The 19,028-nt window shown below is 52.6% G+C and carries 16 protein-coding genes and 1 pseudogene; 13 read left to right on the top strand and 4 right to left on the bottom strand.

All coding sequences use genetic code 11. From position 1 onward, the window contains the following. Positions 1-91: 91 nt before the first annotated feature. Positions 92-1,036 (bottom strand): Gfo/Idh/MocA family protein, encoded by a 945-nt coding sequence (locus MKX42_RS16265; protein ID WP_340753388.1) that lies wholly within the window; start codon positions 1,034-1,036, stop codon positions 92-94. A 71-nt stretch (positions 1,037-1,107) separates the two neighbouring features. On the opposite strand from MKX42_RS16265, the gene MKX42_RS16270 reads away from it, so the two are divergent. The 9 genes from MKX42_RS16270 to MKX42_RS16310 all read left to right on the top strand — a co-directional run bounded on the left by MKX42_RS16270 (position 1,108) and on the right by MKX42_RS16310 (position 10,231). Then, positions 1,108-2,109, top strand: a complete 1,002-nt coding sequence (locus MKX42_RS16270) for a helix-turn-helix transcriptional regulator (protein ID WP_340753389.1) — start codon at positions 1,108-1,110, stop codon at positions 2,107-2,109. Between the two features lie 171 nt (positions 2,110-2,280). Then, a complete protein-coding gene (locus MKX42_RS16275; RefSeq protein ID WP_340753390.1) occupies positions 2,281-2,466 on the top strand; it encodes a hypothetical protein in 186 nt (61 codons plus the stop codon). A 6-nt stretch (positions 2,467-2,472) separates the two neighbouring features. Beyond that, on the top strand, positions 2,473-4,143 hold the full coding sequence (locus tag MKX42_RS16280; RefSeq protein WP_340753391.1) for a cache domain-containing sensor histidine kinase: 1,671 nt from the start codon (positions 2,473-2,475) through the stop codon (positions 4,141-4,143). Then, positions 4,136-4,903: a response regulator transcription factor gene (locus MKX42_RS16285; protein ID WP_340753392.1), complete on the top strand. Its 768-nt coding sequence runs from the start codon at positions 4,136-4,138 to the stop codon at positions 4,901-4,903. The genes MKX42_RS16280 and MKX42_RS16285 overlap by 8 nt, the downstream gene beginning before the upstream one ends. Before the next feature lie 130 nt (positions 4,904-5,033). After that, positions 5,034-6,323 (top strand): ABC transporter substrate-binding protein, encoded by a 1,290-nt coding sequence (locus MKX42_RS16290; RefSeq protein WP_340753393.1) that lies wholly within the window; start codon positions 5,034-5,036, stop codon positions 6,321-6,323. Positions 6,324-6,409: 86 nt separating this feature from the next. Next, positions 6,410-7,102: a hypothetical protein gene (locus tag MKX42_RS16295; protein ID WP_340753394.1), complete on the top strand. Its 693-nt coding sequence runs from the start codon at positions 6,410-6,412 to the stop codon at positions 7,100-7,102. Between the two features lie 19 nt (positions 7,103-7,121). After that, on the top strand, positions 7,122-8,036 hold the full coding sequence (locus MKX42_RS16300; protein ID WP_340753395.1) for a carbohydrate ABC transporter permease: 915 nt from the start codon (positions 7,122-7,124) through the stop codon (positions 8,034-8,036). Beyond that, positions 8,020-8,868 carry a carbohydrate ABC transporter permease gene (locus MKX42_RS16305; RefSeq protein WP_340753396.1) on the top strand — a complete coding sequence of 283 codons (849 nt, stop codon included), beginning with the start codon at positions 8,020-8,022 and terminating at the stop codon, positions 8,866-8,868. Before MKX42_RS16300 ends, MKX42_RS16305 begins: the two co-directional genes overlap by 17 nt. Positions 8,869-8,881: 13 nt before the next feature. Beyond that, on the top strand, positions 8,882-10,231 hold the full coding sequence (locus MKX42_RS16310) for an FAD-dependent oxidoreductase (protein WP_340753397.1): 1,350 nt from the start codon (positions 8,882-8,884) through the stop codon (positions 10,229-10,231). A 311-nt stretch (positions 10,232-10,542) separates the two neighbouring features. On the opposite strand, the gene MKX42_RS16315 is transcribed toward MKX42_RS16310, so the two are convergent. Further along, positions 10,543-11,784 carry an MDR family MFS transporter gene (locus MKX42_RS16315; RefSeq protein WP_340753398.1) on the bottom strand — a complete coding sequence of 414 codons (1,242 nt, stop codon included), beginning with the start codon at positions 11,782-11,784 and terminating at the stop codon, positions 10,543-10,545. Positions 11,785-11,928: 144 nt separating this feature from the next. Between MKX42_RS16315 and MKX42_RS16320 the strand changes: the two genes are divergently transcribed. Next, entirely contained in the window at positions 11,929-13,713 is a 1,785-nt protein-coding gene (locus MKX42_RS16320; protein WP_340753399.1) for an ABC transporter substrate-binding protein, read from the top strand. Between the two features lie 72 nt (positions 13,714-13,785). Here the strand turns inward: MKX42_RS16320 and MKX42_RS16325 are convergent, their stop codons facing one another. Then, the gene (locus MKX42_RS16325) at positions 13,786-13,959 is read right to left on the bottom strand and encodes a hypothetical protein (protein WP_340753400.1); all 174 of its coding nucleotides are present in this window, start codon (positions 13,957-13,959) and stop codon (positions 13,786-13,788) included. 151 nt (positions 13,960-14,110) lie between these two features. Between MKX42_RS16325 and MKX42_RS16330 the strand changes: the two genes are divergently transcribed. The 3 genes and pseudogenes from MKX42_RS16330 to MKX42_RS16340 all read left to right on the top strand — a co-directional run bounded on the left by MKX42_RS16330 (position 14,111) and on the right by MKX42_RS16340 (position 17,264). Further along, positions 14,111-15,115: a hypothetical protein gene (locus tag MKX42_RS16330; RefSeq protein WP_340753401.1), complete on the top strand. Its 1,005-nt coding sequence runs from the start codon at positions 14,111-14,113 to the stop codon at positions 15,113-15,115. Between the two features lie 460 nt (positions 15,116-15,575). Then, positions 15,576-16,795, top strand: a pseudogene (locus tag MKX42_RS16335) (aminotransferase class I/II-fold pyridoxal phosphate-dependent enzyme). 112 nt (positions 16,796-16,907) lie between these two features. After that, positions 16,908-17,264, top strand: a complete 357-nt coding sequence (locus MKX42_RS16340) for a hypothetical protein (RefSeq protein WP_340753402.1) — start codon at positions 16,908-16,910, stop codon at positions 17,262-17,264. A gap of 97 nt (positions 17,265-17,361) precedes the next feature. On the opposite strand, the gene MKX42_RS16345 is transcribed toward MKX42_RS16340, so the two are convergent. Then, on the bottom strand, positions 17,362-18,312 hold the full coding sequence (locus MKX42_RS16345) for an alpha/beta hydrolase (protein WP_340753403.1): 951 nt from the start codon (positions 18,310-18,312) through the stop codon (positions 17,362-17,364). Positions 18,313-19,028 lie beyond the last annotated feature (716 nt).

A 19,028-nucleotide genomic window follows, 5' to 3' on the forward strand; every position in this document is an offset into this window, starting at 1 on the left:
CCAACTACTTCCGTTCTCCAAACTTTGCTTCCTACCGGGCCAAATTCGTTAAGCTTGCATTGGCCAGTTACTGGCCGGCATAATCACAAAGCTACTTGCTCGCAGTTAGCATATCCGTTAACTGGAAAGCCACTTTTAGAGACTTCAGCGCTTGTCGCAGCGACAGGCCGGAGTCCGTCACGTCCCGGAGGCTCAGGAGGGCATGGCGCAAGCTTTTGGCATAGGTATCACTCGGAATCAGCGGAATATCCACCCGTCCCTCAGAGGTATAGCCGGTCAGGCTCGCCTGGATCACGCCATCCGCACCACTGCACTCACGGAACTCCAGCTTCGCTTGCTCGAAGTAAGCTTCATACCCGATAGTAAAAGGATAACTCCCCGGCATCTGCGAAGAAACAGTGAGCTGTGCACTCCACTCGGGCTGCAGGAAGGAGGCTAGGACCAGCGCCTGTCCATCCTTACCCCCGGAGGTCCCCCAGATGGCAGAAGGTACAGGTGAATCCATCAGCCAGGCGATGAAATCCAGCTCATGAATCATCAGATTGGGAGCGATGGCCGAGAGGCCCAGATCTCCCCAGAGTGGAGCGGTCTCCCGGCGCATACTCAAATGCAGAAGCTTGCCGTAGGTCTCCTCACGTACCGCCTGCTCCAAGTATTCATAGGCATAATCGAATTTGATGAATTGATTGACGAGGATTCTGCGCCCGGTCCGCTCTTCCGCCTGAAGCAGTCTCTGTCCATCTTCCAGCCCCAGCACCGCCGGGGTCTCGCAGAATACATCTTTTCCCCGGTCCAGGGCTTCCAGTGCATAAGTGGCATGAAGCGCAGACGGCAGACAGATATCCACTACGTCAATTGAGGGATCAGACAGAATGTCCTCAGCATTCATCGTGAACTCCACCCCCAGCTCTTCCTTCAGCTTCAGCAGCTTGGCCTCATTTCTCCCGAAGATCACGATCTGGTTCACGAACTCCATTTGCTTCAGCAGAGAGGCGTGATACGCCCCGAATCCAGTTCCCAATATGCCAATGTTCATTTGCAGCAGCTCCTTGATTTTGATACATTCATCTTAACGCAGCATTGTTGACAACAGAGTGGCAAGAATAGATGACGAATCATAAGAATTGGGGGAGACGCATGCGGCTGCACCGGTTGATCGCTATACTTTTACTGCTTGAATCCCGGGGCAGAATGAAGGCCAAGGATCTGGCCGAAGCGCTGGAAACCTCTGTCCGTTCGATCTACAGGGATGTTGATGTCCTGGCGGAATCGGGCATTCCACTTGTGTCGGCCACCGGGCCGAACGGCGGGATTGCGCTCATGGAAGGCTATACGGTGAATCTGCGGAGGCTGCAAGGGGATGAGGTGGTTCAGCTCTTTTTGACAGGGATGGGGATGCCGGCGGGCGGTTCAGGAGAGACCAGTCTGCTGCTCAAGAGTGCGCTTTTGAAGCTGGAAGCAAGCTTACCCGCACCCTACCATGAGGATATCCGTACCGCGCAGCGCCGGTTCCTGTTCGATGCTACCCCGTGGTGGAGTGGTCAGGCAGCGGTGCCGTATCTTGAGATTCTGCGCACTGCAGTGTGGCGGGGGCGGAAGATTACGGCAGATTATCTTAAGGTGAATGGGGAGAAATCGCTCCGGAAGCTGCAGCCCTATGGGCTCATCGTGAAGCAGGGGGAGTGGTATCTTGCCGCCTATTGCGAGCGGGCAGGCGAGGTCCGAACATTCAAATGCGAAAGGTTCACGGCCGTTACCTTGTTGGACGAGACCTATGCCATCCCTGAGCAGTTCTCCCTGCAGCATTACTGGCAACATGCAGAGCAAGCCTTCGTTCAGACCAGCAGAGCGCGGGAGTTCTATCCGGTGGTCATCCGTACCCGTGTTAAGCATGAGCAGATGTTGCAGGGGCTGGAGGTCATGAATACCGGATCTGATGGAGATGCCTGGCTGTTTACAGTGAATATGTACGATTATAGCTCGGCCTGTGCGAGGGTGCTGCCGCTATTGGTTCATGCTGAAATTGTGGGGCCGCCGGAGCTGAGAGAGTATGTCAGCAATCAAGTACGAATGTGGGATAAAATGTATAATCACAGCAAGGCGACATAATCGATATTATGTTAACTTATTCAGCAATCTAAGAGTAACAATAATAAACCCCAGACCTTGCTTGTCAGCAGGTTTGGGGTTTATTGACTTTGTTGATCCGTACCTTTTCCAAACATAAGCGGATAGAATTCAATTACAGAACATTATACGATAAACTTTAAAGAGGTTTAGATGTCAGCTTACTTAACAAAAGGGGGGCTTGAGATGCTGCGGGGGCTGATCCTACGGTTGAGAAGAAGTAAAATGCGCAACAGACTGCTGCTCTTGTTCACCATGCTGACGCTGCTGCCGTTAAGTGTGCAGGGGATGGTGACGTACCGTCATTTCTCCTCCACCTTGAACGAGAAAACAAAGTAATATACGGTGGATGTCGCCGGACAGGCCAACGCTAATCTGGATAGGCTGTTGAAGGATCTGGAGCGGTTGTCGCTGATGCCTCTGTATGATGAACAGGTGTTATCTATTCTGGCTAAATACGATGGTCCTATGGGCTCAGGCACATGGGCGCTGTCTGAGGATTATCAGAAAATGAAGCTATATACCTCCGCACAGGCCTATGACCGTCCGGAAATCCGCGGCATCCATCTGCTGAGCAACAGCGGAACGCTATTCTCCAACGTGGAACCGCTGGCCGTCAATACCTCATGGGATGCCAGACGTGATGAATGGTTTAGCACCCTTACGCGGTCGGACGGAGAGTGGATCATTCTTCCTCCCCATCTTCCGTCTTACTATGCCGGGACTGACCCCTCATTCTATATTTCAGTAGCCAGGGTAATCAAGGAACCTAGTACGCTGAGGCGTCTGGGCTACATACTAATCGACGTCAAGCAGGAGGCTTTCGGCTCTGTCTTTTCCAAGCTGAAGATTGAAGAGTCCACGAATCTGATGATCTTGGGCGGAGACCAGCGGCTGCTGTATGAGCAAAAGCCGGATAACGGGCAGTCGGCCTACGGCCAGCTTATGGGCTCCGGGCGGATTAAAGAGCTGCATGGCGGGGAGCGGGAGAGGCTGGGAGGCACCGATTATTTGTTTATCAGCCATAAGTCCCCTTATTCAGGCTTGTCCGTCATCGGCTTGACTCCGATCGGAGTCATTCAGAAGGAGTCGCGTGCGTTGATGATTTTCACGTTATGGCTTGCCCTCTTTTGCCTGGTGACGGTGCTGTTGCTCGCTTATGCGGTGTCGTACCGGATTACCCTCCCGCTGGTGGAGCTGAAGAGCAATATGTCCAGGGTGGAGCGGGGCGATTTCAACAAGCGGGTCAGTCCGCTGGGGGGAGATGAATTCGGGCAGCTCGGGCGCGGGTTCAACAAGATGATGGACGAAATCAACCGCCTGTTTCATGAGGTGCTTGTGACCCGCCTCCGGGAAAAGGAGGCAGAGCTGTCCGCCCTGCAGAGTCAGATCAATCCGCATTTTATCTATAATACGCTGGAATCGATTAATATGATGGCCGTTCAGCGCAGGCATGATGAGGTATCGGATATGGTATCCGCACTGGGCAAGCTGCTTCGCTATACGATTGACAAGGCCGGCCGGCTAGTATCTCTTGGAGAGGAAATTGCGTTCGTAGACTCCTATGTCCGCATCCAGCAGATTCGTTTCGGCGGTAAGCTGACGGTACATAACGAGATTGAAGAAGAAGTGCTGCATTTGCGCATACCAAAGCTCACCATTCAGCCGCTGGTGGAGAATGCCATCGATCACGGGATCGCGGGGCGCGAAGAAGGGACGATCTGGGTGTCAGCGCTGCGTTTTGACAACGAGCTATTAATTACGGTGCGCGATAACGGGAATGGCTTAGCGGAGGAGGAACTCACGGCGCTGAACCGGGAGATCGAACAAGATCCTTCCATGGATTCGCTCCGGCGCAGCGAGGAGGAGAGTCTGGGACTGCGCAATATTGGCCAGCGGATCAAGCTGCTGTACGCGGAAGGCGGGAGTCTCACGGTTGACGGAAGTCCGGGGCAAGGGCTGGCCGTGACCATTACAATAACGATACCGGAATCAGGGGGAGAAGAGGATGTATAAAGTGCTGCTCGTAGAGGACGAAATCGTGATTAGACAAGGGATGCGTGAGCTCATTAGCCGGTCGGCGCCCTTTTTCGAGGTGACGGCTGAAATGCCGGGTGGACGGGAGGCGCTCCTGTACTTAAAGTCCGAGCTGCCGGACGTGATGATTACCGATATCCGTATGAAGGAAATGGACGGACTGGCGCTGGCCGAAAAGGTGAAGTCGATGTATCCCGGGCTGCTGGTCATCATTGTGAGCGGATACGGCGAATTTGAATATGCCCAAAAAGCCATTGAATACGGCGTTCTTCATTACCTGTTAAAGCCGGTAGAACGTCATGAGCTGGTTAGCGTGATGGAAAAAGCACGGCTGCTGCTCGATAAGCGTCATGGCATATCTTCCCTGGAACAGACGCCAGACCCGCTGCGGGTGGAGAGCGGAGGAGATACACGCAAGATCATACGGGATGTTAAGGAATACGTCAGACTGCATATTGACGGTGATCTGCGGCTGCAGACGGTAGCTTCCCATGTCAATCTGAACGCCACGTATCTGAGCCAGCTGTTCAAGGGAGAGGCAGGCTGCAATTATTCAGACTATGTAACCGATTCCCGGATGGAACGGGCGAAATGGCTGCTAAGCCATACCCAGCTCAAAATTTATGATGTAGCCCGGCTATCCGGCCATCAAAGCCCGAAGCATTTCATGCTGGTGTTCAAGCAGCAAACGGGGATGACGGGCGGAGAATACCGCAATCAATTTAATAGTCATGAATGAAATGTTAGTTATTCTAACGTAAAACATAAATATAACGAACCATTCCTGTATTTTGGATGATTTCTACACCGGATACGTCTCCTTTATACTGAAAGAGTCATTAAAACTAACATATCAAAGGGGGATATTCATGAAAAAAGCAGGAGCAGTGCTTCTTTCAGCCATGCTGCTGGGTTTAACGGCAGGTTGTGCCAAGCCCGCAGCAAGCGGAAATGCTGAGAGTCCCGGGAAACAGGAAGATGTGGAGTTGAAGTTTCTGATGTGGGGCAATCAAGGGCATATGGATGTGTACAACAAGCTGATCAGCCAATTTGAAGCAGACAATCCGGGCATTAAGGTGACTATGGATTCTGTGCCATTCACAGATTATCAGCAGAAAATATCCGTGCTGGCCGCAGGGAAATCCCTTCCGGATATCGCCTGGGTATCGGAGCGGATGATCCCGCAGTTCAAGGCCAACGGCATTCTGGCGGATGTCTCCTCCTTCAAAGACGATGCTTCCTTTAACCTGGATGATTATATTCCGAGCACGCTAGATTTGTTCCGGGACGGGGATCAATTGCTGGGCCTGCCGTTCTCAACACCGCCGGTGGTCATGTTCTACAACAAGACATTGTTCGACAAAGCGAATCTGACCGACCCGAATACGCTGGCCTCCGAAGGGAAATGGACCTGGAAGACCTTTGAGGAATCGGCCAAAGCAATTGCTGTCAAAGACGCTGGGGGCCGGGTATATGGCGCGAACTTCTTCCGTGACTGGAAGACCTGGGCGATTCTATCCTCGTACGCGTGGTCTTATGGAAGCGGCCCGTTCAATGAGGATCTGACCGCATTCACCTGGAATGACCAGTACGGCGTGGAGACCATGGAACTGCTGGAGCGGATGATGTATAAGGACGAATCCCACCCGAAAGCAGGCGAGCAGATCAGCTTCGACGCAGGGAATCTGGGCATGTTCTTCGACAACTATAGCTATGTCTCGAAAGCGCGTGACATTAATGGGTTTGAATGGAGCATTGCACCGATGCCGTCCGGTTCCGCAGGCAGTGTTCCGATGCTGGGCCAAGCAGGCTATACGCTGTTCAAGGACAGCAAGCATCCGGAGGAAGCCAAAAAGCTGCTCAAGCTGTTTGCCAGCCAGTCAGGCATTGAGGCGACATCCACTTATTTCGTACCTCCCCGCACATCGGTGCTGAGTTCCGATGCGTTCTTGAATCAGCCGAACAACCCGCCAGCTGAGCACATCGTGCAAGCGGTTATCGATGAAATGCCGAAGGCGCGCATCATTCCGGGCCACATCCGCTGGCAGGATATCGACAATGCGGTGCTGCAAGGTTTTGACCGCCTGTTCGGCCGCTCGGCATCTGCAAAGGACAACATGAAGCAGATGCAGACCGATGTCGAGGCTATTTTGAAATAAGATTCCGGGCAAGGGGCCGTCAACCGCCGTTCAGCAGAGTGCAGCGTCCGGCTTGACGGACCGCCCGAAATGGGGAGCGAAATACAATGGGTAAATTGAAGCAAAGATTGGAGCAAAGCGGCTTGTCCTTGTTCATCAGCCTTCCTGCCAATGATGTAAGACTGGCAAAGGCAGCGCTTGAGGAAGGCGCGGATGCATTGAAGGTTCATTTTAAGGTCGGCCACCGGGCCAGTGGTACGCATTTCGGTTCGCTTGACAGCTATGAAGACATTTTTAGCGAGATCCGCTCTTCCTTTGACGGTCCCTTGGGGGTAGTGCCCTCAGGCAGCTTAGAAGGTGTGGCGGAAGAAGAGATTAGGCGGCTTGCTCCGCTCGGGTTCGATTTCTATTCGATCTATGCCCATCATCTGCCGTCCTTTATGCTGGAGGACCATGGATTGGACCGGACCTTTGCCATTAATGACACCTACGATCTCAGTCAGGTTCGGGAGGGGGCGCGGTTCGGGATCACGGCGCTTGAAGCTTCCATTGTGCCTGGCAGCGAATACGGTACGGGTCTTAGCTTCGCAGATCTGCTGAAATACCGGTATTTGGCTGACCATTCCGGTCTTCCCGTGCTGGTGCCTTCCCAGCGCAAGCTGGTTACAGCAGATGTACCGTCCTTGCAGCGCGCGGGAGTGAAAGCGATCATGTTAGGTGCAGTGGTGACGGGCAAGACAGAAGATGAGCTGCGGCATGCGGTTAGCTCGTTCCGTGGTGCAATAGACAAATTGAGCTAGGGGGGCGGTGAATTCCGGCATGAACAGAAAGGTCAAGAGACGAAACAAAGGTCCGCTTGCCCGCGAGGCACAGGTGACCGGATGGCTTTTTATATCGCCTATGCTGCTCGGTTTCACGTTGTTATTGTTATTTCCGATGGGGAAAGCGCTCTATATGAGCTTAAATGACTGGCCGCTGCTTGGCGGGCACCGGTTTGTCGGTCTGGATAATTACAAGGATATTGCGGTGGACCCGCTGTTCTGGAAGGTCTTCGGCAACACGGCTTATTTCACGCTGGGGCTGGTGCCGTTTAACATTGTGCTGGCTCTGATGCTGGCGTTGCTGTTATCCCGAAGCCTGAAGGGCATCGGTATCTTCCGTACCGCGATCTTCGTTCCCGTAATGACTTCGCTGATCGTATGGTCCATCGTCTGGAAGTATATGTTCGCCACCGATTCCGGGCTGATCAATCAGCTGCTGATGTTGTTCAACATTAAAGGAGCCGCCTGGCTGTATGATGAGAGACTGGCGATGCCGGCGGTCATCGTGACGAGTGTGCTAAAGAACGTGGGTCTGAACATGGTGCTATTCATCGCTGCAATCCAGCAGGTATCGCGTTCATTGTACGAGGCGGCTGAGCTGGACGGGGCAGGCAAAACCAAAAGCTTTTTCAACGTGACCCTGCCTATGATTACGCCAACCGTATTTCTGACCGTGGTGATGACCGTAATCGGCTCGCTGAAGGTATTCGGCCAGATCTATGTCATGACCCAGGGCGGGCCGAGTAACAGCACCAAAGTACTGGTCTATTACATCTGGGAAAAAGCGTTCAAGCTGTTCCAGATGGGCTACGCTTCGGCGCTGGCATTTGTGTTGTTCTTTGTCGTGTTGATCTTGACTCTGCTGCAGTGGCAGCTGCGAAAGAGGTGGGTATTCAATGAAGGCGACGCCTAACAACAGCAAAAAGTGGTCTGTAGCAGGAGTGTATGCTGCATTAACAGCGGTATCGCTGATTATGCTTGTTCCGTTTCTGTGGATGCTGTCCACCTCCTTCAAACGGCCGCAGGATATTTTCACCTACCCGCCGCAGCTGATTCCGCCTGTATTCCAGTTTCAGAATTATGTGGATGTCTTTACACTGATCCCGTTTCACCGCTTCTATTTTAACAGCGTCTATATCTCGTTTGTCGTCGTGGCGGGAACGGTGTTTTTCGCTTCGCTGGCCGGTTATGCTTTTGCCAAAATTCCCTTCACAGGCAGAAATGCTGTGTTTCTGGTGTTGCTCAGTGCCATGATGATCCCGCATGAAGTGACGGCGATCCCGATGTTCCTGTTCATGCGCGACCTGGGCTGGATTGACACGCATCTGCCGCTGATTCTGTTGCCGATCTTCGGCGCAAGCGGCGTGTTCGGGATATTCGTCATGCGCCAATTTTTCATCACTGTACCTACGGAGCTTGAGGAGGCGGCGATGATCGACGGCTGCAGCCGGTTCCGCATTTACTGGACAATTATGCTGCCGATTGCCTGTCCTGGTATGGCGACACTGACGATCTTCACGTTCGTTTCCATTTGGAATGAATTCTTCGACCCGCTTATTTTCATCAATACACGTGAGCTGATGACCTTGCCACTGGGATTATCGTTGTTCACAGATGAAGTGGGCACTGCCTGGCATTACCTGATGAGTGCCACCGTCATGGCCACCGTGCCGCTGCTGATCGTCTTCTTCCTGGCGCAGAAGCGGTTCATCGAGGGCGTAGCCATGACGGGGCTGAAGGAATAGCACACATAAAGGAGTGGATAATATGAATCCTGCAATAGAGGCAGATGTCGTTGTCGTGGGGGGAGGCCCGGCAGGAATCACGGCGGCTATTGCCGCCGGACGGCTGGGAGCACAGACCGTGCTTATTGAACGTTACGGGTTCGTGGGGGGGATGTCCACCGCCGCTATGGTCTATCCATGGATGACCTTTCACACCGATAGCGGCGAGCAAGTTATCAAGGGCATCGCCCAGGAAATCGTAGACCGGCTGCAGGCAAACGGCGGTTCGCCGGGCCATCTCCGGGATACGGTAGGCTTCGTGCATACGCTTACGCCGTACCATCCTGAGATTTATCAGGTGGTAGCTATAGATATGCTGCATGAAGCGGGAGTGAAGCTGCTTCTGCACAGCTTTGTGGACGAGGTGAGGGCCAGCGACGGCGTAATCGAACATGTGGTAGTGACTAATAAATCCGGGCGTACGCCTATAAAAGGGCGCATCTTCGTCGATTGCAGCGGAGACGCCGATGTAGCGAAGCTGTCCGGGGCGGAAACTCTGCAAGGCCGGGACGGGGACAACCGTTCCCAGCCGATGACGATGAAGTTCAGAATGCGCGGCGTTGATCTGCACAAGGTCAAAGCGTATATGATTAGCCATCCCGAAGAGTTCTATAGTAAAACGCCGATCGCCGAGCTGCCGGATCTGCCGCTCACCGGGGTAAGCGGATTCTACTCGCAATGGAAGCGGGCCGAGGTACCGATTAACCGTGACCAGGTATTGTTCTTTGCCGGTCCGGCAGACGACGAGGTGCTGATCAACTGCACCCGCGTCCAGGGGCTGGATGCAACGAATGCGGAGGACCTGACCTTGGCCGAACAGGAGGGCCGGAAGCAGGTGCTGCTCATGGCCGAGTTCCTGAAGCGCGACGTTCCGGGCTTCGAACGGGCCTCGATCTCAGCGGTTGCGCCGCAGATCGGCATCCGCGAATCACGGCGGATCAAAGGCTATTACCAGCTGACCAAGGAAGATGTCGTAGAAGGCCGGAAATTCAGTGATGTCATTGCCCGGAGCGGCTACCCGATCGACATTCACGATCCGTCCGGAAAGGGGGTAACGGCCTCCTTCATCGCCGGAGACGGCGCGTACGATATTCCGTACGGTTGTCTGCTATCCGCCAATGTGTCCAATCTGCTGGCCGCAGGCCGCTGCATCTCGACCTCGCACGAAGCATTGGCCACGACCCGGCTGACACCAAGCTGCATGGCCACGGGCCAGGCGGCCGGAACAGCGGCAGCGCTCGCAGCGACCGCGGGGGTAAAGCCGCAGGCATTAGATATCCCACAGCTGCAGGAGCAACTGAGGCGGGATGGGGTAGTATTATAGAGCTGCGGAGCGGGAAGGTAGTCGAAAAACCGACCACATTGGGCACTGGGAGGGTTCGTAGGTGGAATGTAGTCGGAAAACCGATTACATTGGGCACTGGGAGGGTCCGTGGGCGGAATATAGTCGGAAAACCGATTGCATTAGGCTAGTGCAGCGGCGTTTAGTTGCAGTATAATCATTATTCTGCAACATAACAATTATTATGTTAACTTATTAACGATCACAAGAGTTAAAAACAATGATAAGTATATATTAATAAACCCCAAACCCGCTTTACAGCAGGTCTGGGGTTTATTAATGTGTTCAACGTCTCAAGCGCCAACCCGCCTTGCTTCAGTGGCTTCGGCGGCCTCGCGGATACGGAGTCTTTTATGCGCGGTAATCAGGAAAGGAAGACCGAGCGCCGTGGTCAGCGCAAGCGGTACGAACACAGCAGGCCCGTTCAGAACGCCGAACTGATCCAGCAGCAATCCTCCGAGAATAGGCGCCATAACGCTGCCTATATTATTGAAGCCAATCGTACCGAAGTAAGTGCCTTTCCACTCTGGCTTGGCAATCCGGTCGATCAGCATATCCATCATCGTGAAGAGCAGGACCTCTCCTACAGTGAACAGAACCACGCTGAACATCAGGAGAGGAACCCCTCCAGGCATCCCGAACAGCAGCAGACTAAGGGCTACGCAGACATTACCCAGAATCAGAGGAATTATCGGCGCGAACTTGCTGGCTGTACGCACGATAGGATACTGTACGACCAGCACCGTCACTGCATTAAGCGACAGCATATAAGAGAAAACTTGGCTGCCATTACTGAAAAGGGGGTTCATCGCGAGATACTGCGCCAGTGTGGAACTGAAGTGTCCATATCCTAGTACGCAAAAAATAGTTCCCAGCAGAACGGGCAGGAATACCTTGTCCCGGCCGGTGACCGCTAACGCATCCAGCAGCTTCGGGGTGCGGGCTTCTCCATGCACAGGCAGGCTGGCACGATGGACCGAGAATTGCAGGAACAGAACAAGGCCATAGGCGATATAGACGATCCCTGCGATCATGAACGGGAAGGTGGACTTGGCGGAGCCGAGCTGGAGGCCGATGATCGGGCCGAAGACCACACCCAGATTCACTGCCGCATACCGCAGATTGAAGACCAGTAGTTTTTGCTCCGGCGGGGTGATATCCGACAATAATGCCCGTGAAGTCGGTTCAAACACGGCGCGGCAAAGTCCATTGAGCGTGTTCACCAGGAAAAACACCCATAAATGCTGCGCTGCCGCGAAGCCGAAGAATACGCAGGCCCAGCCGAAGACGGAGACCAGCATGACGATCCGGCGCCCGATCACATCCGAGATATATCCGCCGTAGAAGCTGATCATTACCCCAGCCAGCGAGCTGACGGCCACCGTGAACCCGGTCTGGGTTGCGGAAGCGCCAAGCACCTGCGTGAGATAGATAGAGAGAAAAGGAATGCTCATTGAAGTAACCAGCCGGCCGAACATCGTTCCGATGATAATGGTCCAGGCCAGCGGGTGAATATGGCGCAGATGTTGTTTCATTTGAATCCCTGTCTCCTAGTCCATATTTTGAATGTGATGAATGCTTCTTATTGAATGATTATGTATAATTGTATAGAACAAAGGGGGAAATAAAAGTGTAAGAATTATATGTCGCTTTTCACCTTTTAAAAGGAGCTTGAGAACATGGACACCAGCAGCACGAATTATCTTTGTTTGGCCGCAGCCCTGGCTCCGGCATATAGTCTCCAGCAGCCGATTCCGGTGACGATTGAGCAGTTGACCAGAATCCTGTGCTGCACACCGCGCAACGTGAAGTTTATTCTGCGGAAGCTGGAGGAGCAGCAGCTGATTGCCTGGATACCCGGAAGAGGGAGAGGGAATCGCTCGGAGATGACTTTTTTACGTCATATGGATGAGGTGCTAGAGGAGCGGTTTCAGGAGCTGGTCAGCAAAGGCCGGATTAAGCCTGCTATCGAATTGATTGGTCAATACCCGGTTAACGAGCCGCTCAAAGAGCGTTTGTTGGCGGTTCTCGATATGCAAATGGGCTTCTGGAGTGAACCCGGCTCCACATCCGGGCAGGAGGTGCTGCGAATCTCCCGTAACCGTGCGATGGAGAAGCTGGACCCGGCTACCGTATACACCGCTTTTGAGACCTATTTGCTGGGGCATATTTGCAGTACCTTGATTACCTATGATGCACAGAACGGGGTCTTCCTGCCGGGGCTAGCTCACACGTGGGAGGCTAATGAGAGTAATACAAGCTACCTGTTCTATTTGCGCAAGGGGGTGCGATTCCACCACGGCCGGATGATGACATCACGGGATGTAAAGGAAACCCTCCAGCGTCTGATCGGACTTAGAAGTCCGGCGATCTGTCATTTTGAGGATATCATTCATGTGGAGCTGGAGGGAGACTACCGTATCCGGTTCGATCTGGTGCAGCCTAATTTCTTCTTCCTGCATCTGTTCAGCTCGATCTATATGTCAATTGTTCCGTACGATGTGGATTTCGCTGTGCATCCGGTCGGCACGGGGCCCTATCAGGTACTGGATCTGAGTCAGGATGTGCTTGTACTCGGCGCTTACGATCTCTATTATGGAATCCGCCCTCTGCTGGACCGGGTCGAGATCTGGTACCTGCCGCATTTGGCTTCGGGGGTCCGTCAATATCAGTTAACGGATGCCAGCAGCAGCCCCAGCAGCGTGCCTGGAGCGGAGGAGAGGGAGAGCCACAGTATCGATTATCCGGCTGTCGGGTGCAGGTACCTTTTGTTTAATTTTCGAAAAGAAGGCGTACACCATCATCCCGCAGTCCGGCAGGCCGTGCGCATCCTGTATAATCAGCTTGCGCTGATCCGTGAGCTGGGAGGCAACCGGATTATGCCGGCCGACAGCTTCCTTCCCTGGCAGAGCAGTAAGCGCGAGTTCGAACAACCATTATTAGAGGAAGCGAGAGTGCTGCTTCAGGAAGGCGGCTACCGAGGAGAAGCAGTGAATCTGGCCTACCGCACGCACCAGGAGGAGCGGGATGAGGCACTTTGGCTGCAGGAGCGTAGCAGGAAGATCGGATTACAGCTTGAGCTGCATCCTTTAGCTGAGTACAGTCTGCCGGACTTAATTCACCATGCGGACCTTGTGATCTGCGAAGAGGTGCTGGAGGATGACTGGCAGTGGGGGATGATCAATTATTTTCGCAATGAGTCGAATTATCTGCATCACCTGCTGCTGGACAGCCAGAAGTCTGAGCTTACAGAGGTGCTGAAGCCTTTCGCCCGGCTGGCGGCCGGGGAGAGGGCAGAGGTGCTGGAGTTGGCCGAAGGCAAGCTGCGGGATAACGGGTGGGTGCTGTATGGCTGTCACATGAATAAAAAGGCGCAATTAAGTCAAAATCTATTCGGACTCGAACCCGGCTCCTTCGGATTTCTGGATATCTCCAAGCTGTGGGTGAAATCGGGGTTTCAGTAGAATCTAAAAAACGGCCTGCTTCCCCCTTCAGGAGAGCAGGCCGTTTTTTGTGGATGAAAGTTACACCGTAAATCAGACCGCTTGCTGCTGCTTGCCGTCACATTTTTTGCAGACCGTCAGCTTCTCGCCCTCCGGGCCCTTGCCGAAATACAAAAGCTTGATCCGGATGCTTCCGCAAATCGGACAGGTGCCCCTGGCCCGTGAGGGGGTAGTGTGAAGTGCTTTGCCGCGCTTATTTTTAGACATGATAGACCCAGCTTTATCATCGTATACCCCATCGTATGCCCAGATGATCATTAAGACGCTTGTAATTATTCCATTAGTGTAATTTATAGTAATACAAGTATGGCACTCTATGCTATATTGACAATATCTCTAATCACCAAAGGAGGAAAAAATGACTGACTTATCTTTTACCCTGTGGAATGATTTGGACCGGTTTGAATGGGGAGACTATAGCGTCCGCACGGGAAGTTATAGGGGCCGTCAAGCGGCATATCTCGAACAAGCCTGTTCCGCAGTATTCCTTCGCGAGGACATTCCCTATCCCTGTTATCGTCTTCAAGCTGAGGTTGCGATTCCGGGAGAAGTAGGTTTTGTTGGACTTATATTCGGTGCTAAGGATGTATGTAATTATGAGCTGGTCTATTTGGCTCCAGTCGAAATTCAATACGACCCCGTTATGAATGGCTCAATGACCTGGCAAATTTACAATGGCCCTAAGTATCAAAAGCCCTTGCCCAATACGACGGGGAAATGGGTGAATTTTGCCGTAGAGGTGCAGCCTGAAGGTGTAAAGGTCTATATGGGAGATGAGTCCGCTCCTCAACTGGTGATTCCTAATCTTAAGCACGGAATTCCTGCCGGAAAGATAGGGTTCTGGGGATTCGCCCCTTGCTACATACGCAATCTTGTGGTCGAAGAAATACAACCTGCCCCTATCCCGCAAAGTGAAACGGATCTAAATCAGTTGTCCGCCGATACCTTTGTAACCGAATGGATAGTTTCCGCATTGCCTGGGAGTGGATGGAAAAGAGCCGTTATAGAAGAAAATGGAATCCTGAACCTCAATCGCTGCTTCACTGCGAAGCAAATGAGCGTGCTGCAGGCAAGAAGTATCTTTCATCTCCCGAAAGAGGCAGAGAGTTACGTAACCTTAGGTTTCAGTGACCAAGTGCGTTTGTGGGTTAATGAAGAGGAAATCTACCAGGGAACCTGGTGTTGGAATCCTAACGTAAGTGATGGGCGTATTCGTTCAGATTATGCCAGAGTGCCCGTTCAGTGGAGAGCCGGAAGGAACACCATTCGCGCTGAAGTGATGAATACAGAGCAGTTTGGCTGGGGACTCTGTGTACGGACAGGACTGTCCGACATGACATACATAACTGAAGAGGATGAATGAATTCATGCTGAATCAACGAATAATATAGCTAAGCAGAAACGGCTGCGCCATCCATAGGGACGGGGTGGCCTTTTCTATGAGTAAGAGCTTAATCATGCTTGTACCACAGAAAAATGGCCATATCTGCTCTAAAAAAACAGCGTATAACATAAATTATACGCTGTTTAGCTTCAGATCGACTTTTATAACACTTCTCGCACTAGTTGTCACCTTAAATAGAGTAATTTCAGTAGAATAATATAATAATAATGGAATTAATACCCATTCATAGAATGTTGCAGAGAATGTATCTGTTCTTTCTCCTCTTCGGATTGCGGAACCCATGCTATACTATCAAGTGGAAACGGCATTGCCGTCCCTTTAAAGGACGGTACCGTTTCAGCGAGAAATAGAAGGATAATTTATAGTGTGAAGCATATAAATTCTTCTATTTTAAAAAACATACGCTGGAGGGAGTCCATTGATTCATAGCAACAAGCAGCATAAATGGAGATCAGACAAGCTGGCTCATCTGGGATCATCGATTTTTGCCGAGGTGGCGGCCTGGAAGTCGGAAGCCCGGCAATCGGGACTGAGCATTATTGATCTTGGCATTGGCAGTCCGGACCGGGCGCCTCTGCCCGGGATTCGTCAGACGTTAAGTGATGCGGTGCTTCGGGAGGATAGTTATGCTTATCCGTCGTCCAAGGGGAGTGCAGCGTTCCGCAATCAGGCAGCGAGATGGATGCAGTGGCGAATTGCGCAGAGGTTGATCCGGAGGAGGAGATTGTGTCATTGATGGGTTCGCAGGACGGGCTGGCGCATCTGGCACTAGCTATCTGCAACCCTGGTGATCTGGCGATTGTGCCGGACCCCGGTTATCCCATTTATTCAGGGGCGCTTGCCATAGCAGGGGTTAGGTCTTGGATGCTGCCGCTCTTGGAGGAGAATGCGTTCCGGCCGGATCTGGAGCGAATTCCTGAGGAGGTCTGGCGCGAAGCAGCTTTTATCCTGCTCAGTTTTCCCGGCAATCCGATTTCGGTTACGGTGGATCTGGCTTATATGGAGCGGCTAGTGGAGCTTGCCCGTAAGTGGGATGTGCTGATTGTGCATGATCTGGCTTATTCAGAGATGGGGTTCGATGGATACCGGCCGATCAGCATCCTCCAGGTGCCTGGGGCGCGTGATACCGCCGTTGAATTCCATTCTTTCTCCAAAAGCTTCAACATGGCCGGCTGCCGCATCGGCTTCATGACGGGGAATGCTCAGGCCGTCGGTGCGCTGCGGGAGCTAAAAAGCAATGTGGATTATGGCGTCTTCGAGCCGATTCAGGAAGCGGCGGTTGTGGCTCTGGAGCAAGCGATGGACTCCGGGCAGGACCATGGAGTGGCTGCGCTCTATGAGCGGCGGCGGAATCTTGTGGTAGAGGCGCTGCTTCTTGAAGGGTGGGCGGTGCCCTCGCCGGAAGCTGCTATGTTTATTTGGGCAAGGCTGCCGGATACCTATGGGAGTACAGGAGAAGCCGGAAGTTCGCGCCGCTTCGCGCATGACCTGCTGCTGAGAACCGGAGTAGCCGTCATTCCGGGAGATGCTTTTGGCAGCCAGGGGGAAGGGTATGTGCGGATCGCATTGGTAGAGGAGGAGGAACGTCTGCTGGATGCTGCCCGGAGAATCGGGGAGTTTCTGCGTTCGGGCAAGTAATGTTGAGAAGTGCCGTTTAGTAACATAATAAATATTATGTTAACTTATATAATTCGCGGATCTGAATTCGGGGTAATAAGGATCAACTACAGTTATTCAGGAGGTTGACCTTATGGGATTTAACATTGGAGGATTAGGCGATAAAATACAAGGAGTAGCAGGTTCCCTCAAAGAAGGTAAGGTAGGAGAACTGTTACAGAAGCTCCCGCTGGACAAACTGCCTGTCGAGCAACTGCTGCAGAAGCTCCCGCTGGATCAGCTGCTATCGAGTTCTTTTCTGCAAAAGTTCACTCCCTTCGAGTCCTTGAAGGATTTGCTGCAAAAAGGGGGATTCTCTGCCGGCTCGGCAGAGGAGATAAAGTCGCTCCCGCAGGATCAGCTGGATGAGCATGTATCGAAGACTACTTCCTTCGGTTCACTGAAGGATATGCTGATCAAAGCAGTGGAGTTCTATTCCCAGCGGAAATAGACGATATCTACAAGCAGATATACACGAAACGAAAAGAAGCCCGCAGCGGAGTGATGTTCCGTTACGGGCTTCTTTATGTCTCAGAGGCTTGCAGGGGTTATTGCTTCAACCAAGCTGTTGCCAGCAGCAAAGCTCCTTGGTTAGCCTTAGTGTCTGCCAGCGCGTTCAGCATCACGAAATCGTGGATAATACCCTGGAAACGCACAGCCGTAACGGGAACGCCTGCTTCACGGAGCTTATTCGCATAAGCCTCCCCTTCATCACGTAGCACATCGGCTTCACCAGTGATAATCAGGGCTTCCGGCAGACCGCTAAGCTGGTCCAGACTGGCCCGCAGCGGAGAGGCCGTAATCTGTGCCCGCTGCTCAGGATCGGTGGTATATTGATCCCAGAACCATTTCATCCCCTCGCGCTGGAGGAAATAGCCTTCCGCGAACTGATGATACGATTCAGTATCGAACGAAGCATCTGTAACCGGATAGAAAAGCAATTGCTTAGAGATGGCCGGACCGCTGCGTTCTTTGGCTATCAGGGTTATGGCAGCCGTCATGTTGCCGCCGACACTGTCTCCAGCAACACTCAGCCTGGATGCGTCGAGTCCATACGTGGAGCCTTCACTAGCAATCCATTCCAGAACTGCGTAGATTTCTTCAATGGCCGTTGGATACTTGGCTTCCGGGGACAGGCTGTATTCCGGGAAAACCACGGCAGCGCCCGTACCCACAGTTAGCTCGCGGATGAGCCGGTCATGCGTGTGGCTGTTGCCGAATACCCAGCCTGCTCCATGAATGTAGAGAATGACCGGCAAGGAAGTGCCGGAGGTGCCTACCGGACGAACAATGCGGACCTTCACTTCACCGCCGGGGCCGCCGGTTACGGTCAGATCCTGAAGATCTGCTTCGGGTTTTTCGATATCACCAGCCTGAACGGTGTTGACCGTTTCGCGGCCTTTTTCCGGACCCAGATCGGGCAGGAAGGGAGGCTTGGCATTATCATCGGCGAATTTCTGAGCTGCAGGTTCAAGAATAACTCTTTTATGATCAGACATAGGTAACAGTCTCCTTCTTCTAGCAGATTAGGTTAAGCTACTCTCATCCATAACCGCCTGACCACTTTCTGAAACGAAAAAGCGAACGGATGGCCCGGGTCAAAGCGTATATCCAGTAAGAAAGGGAGGGAGCGAGCGTTGAAGGATTATCCCATCACAGATGATATTACCCAAGAGACTTTTCTGCGTGCTTTTGCAAAATATCATTAAAGTTATTGAGCAGAAGCAGCTTAGCAGTCCCGTAGGCCTTGAGGCCAAGGATCAGGGGATCACTTTTGAGATGGCAGAGGTGTATTGACCCTGATCTTTACTGAACCACTGGAGAATGGAGCAGTGAAGCAGACAGAGGGCCGCCGGCGGCTGTATACTATGAAGCCAGTCAGGTGATGAGCCAGATTACTCCGCTTAGCTTAATGGAGGAACAGGATCATCTAATCTTCCCCAAAGGACAGCCGGTGCGGATTATCCGGGATAAACTGGCATTTAAACTGACTTTTCCGCCTGTGCAGCCCTCTGATAAGCTTGAGATTATGGCCGCTCCTTCTCCTATCCAGAGGATATGCATCAATTCCGTTTCCGGTTCAGTGGACCAAATAGCTGCTGAAATTCATCGCATATAAAAGAAAGGCCTCGCCTGTCCTGTCTTGGATGGCGTGGCCTATTTGTGGTTGTAGAGGAATTTTACGAACACACTGGGCAGTGCGGAGGCGCGTGGA

The sequence above is a fragment of the Paenibacillus sp. FSL R7-0204 genome, from assembly GCF_038002225.1.
Classification (GTDB): Bacteria; Bacillota; Bacilli; order Paenibacillales; family Paenibacillaceae; genus Paenibacillus_AQ.

Coding starts and splice junctions, on each gene's coding strand:
- MKX42_RS16340 (WP_340753402.1), top strand. CDS start 16,908: ATGGGATTTAACATTGGAGGATTAGGCGATAAAATACAAGGAGTAGCA.
- MKX42_RS16290 (WP_340753393.1), top strand. CDS start 5,034: ATGAAAAAAGCAGGAGCAGTGCTTCTTTCAGCCATGCTGCTGGGTTTA.
- MKX42_RS16345 (WP_340753403.1), bottom strand. CDS start 18,312: ATGTCTGATCATAAAAGAGTTATTCTTGAACCTGCAGCTCAGAAATTC.
- MKX42_RS16285 (WP_340753392.1), top strand. CDS start 4,136: ATGTATAAAGTGCTGCTCGTAGAGGACGAAATCGTGATTAGACAAGGG.
- MKX42_RS16330 (WP_340753401.1), top strand. CDS start 14,111: ATGACTGACTTATCTTTTACCCTGTGGAATGATTTGGACCGGTTTGAA.
- MKX42_RS16300 (WP_340753395.1), top strand. CDS start 7,122: ATGAACAGAAAGGTCAAGAGACGAAACAAAGGTCCGCTTGCCCGCGAG.
- MKX42_RS16320 (WP_340753399.1), top strand. CDS start 11,929: ATGGACACCAGCAGCACGAATTATCTTTGTTTGGCCGCAGCCCTGGCT.
- MKX42_RS16295 (WP_340753394.1), top strand. CDS start 6,410: ATGGGTAAATTGAAGCAAAGATTGGAGCAAAGCGGCTTGTCCTTGTTC.
- MKX42_RS16265 (WP_340753388.1), bottom strand. CDS start 1,036: ATGAACATTGGCATATTGGGAACTGGATTCGGGGCGTATCACGCCTCT.
- MKX42_RS16270 (WP_340753389.1), top strand. CDS start 1,108: ATGACGAATCATAAGAATTGGGGGAGACGCATGCGGCTGCACCGGTTG.
- MKX42_RS16315 (WP_340753398.1), bottom strand. CDS start 11,784: ATGAAACAACATCTGCGCCATATTCACCCGCTGGCCTGGACCATTATC.
- MKX42_RS16275 (WP_340753390.1), top strand. CDS start 2,281: ATGTCAGCTTACTTAACAAAAGGGGGGCTTGAGATGCTGCGGGGGCTG.
- MKX42_RS16305 (WP_340753396.1), top strand. CDS start 8,020: ATGAAGGCGACGCCTAACAACAGCAAAAAGTGGTCTGTAGCAGGAGTG.
- MKX42_RS16325 (WP_340753400.1), bottom strand. CDS start 13,959: ATGTCTAAAAATAAGCGCGGCAAAGCACTTCACACTACCCCCTCACGG.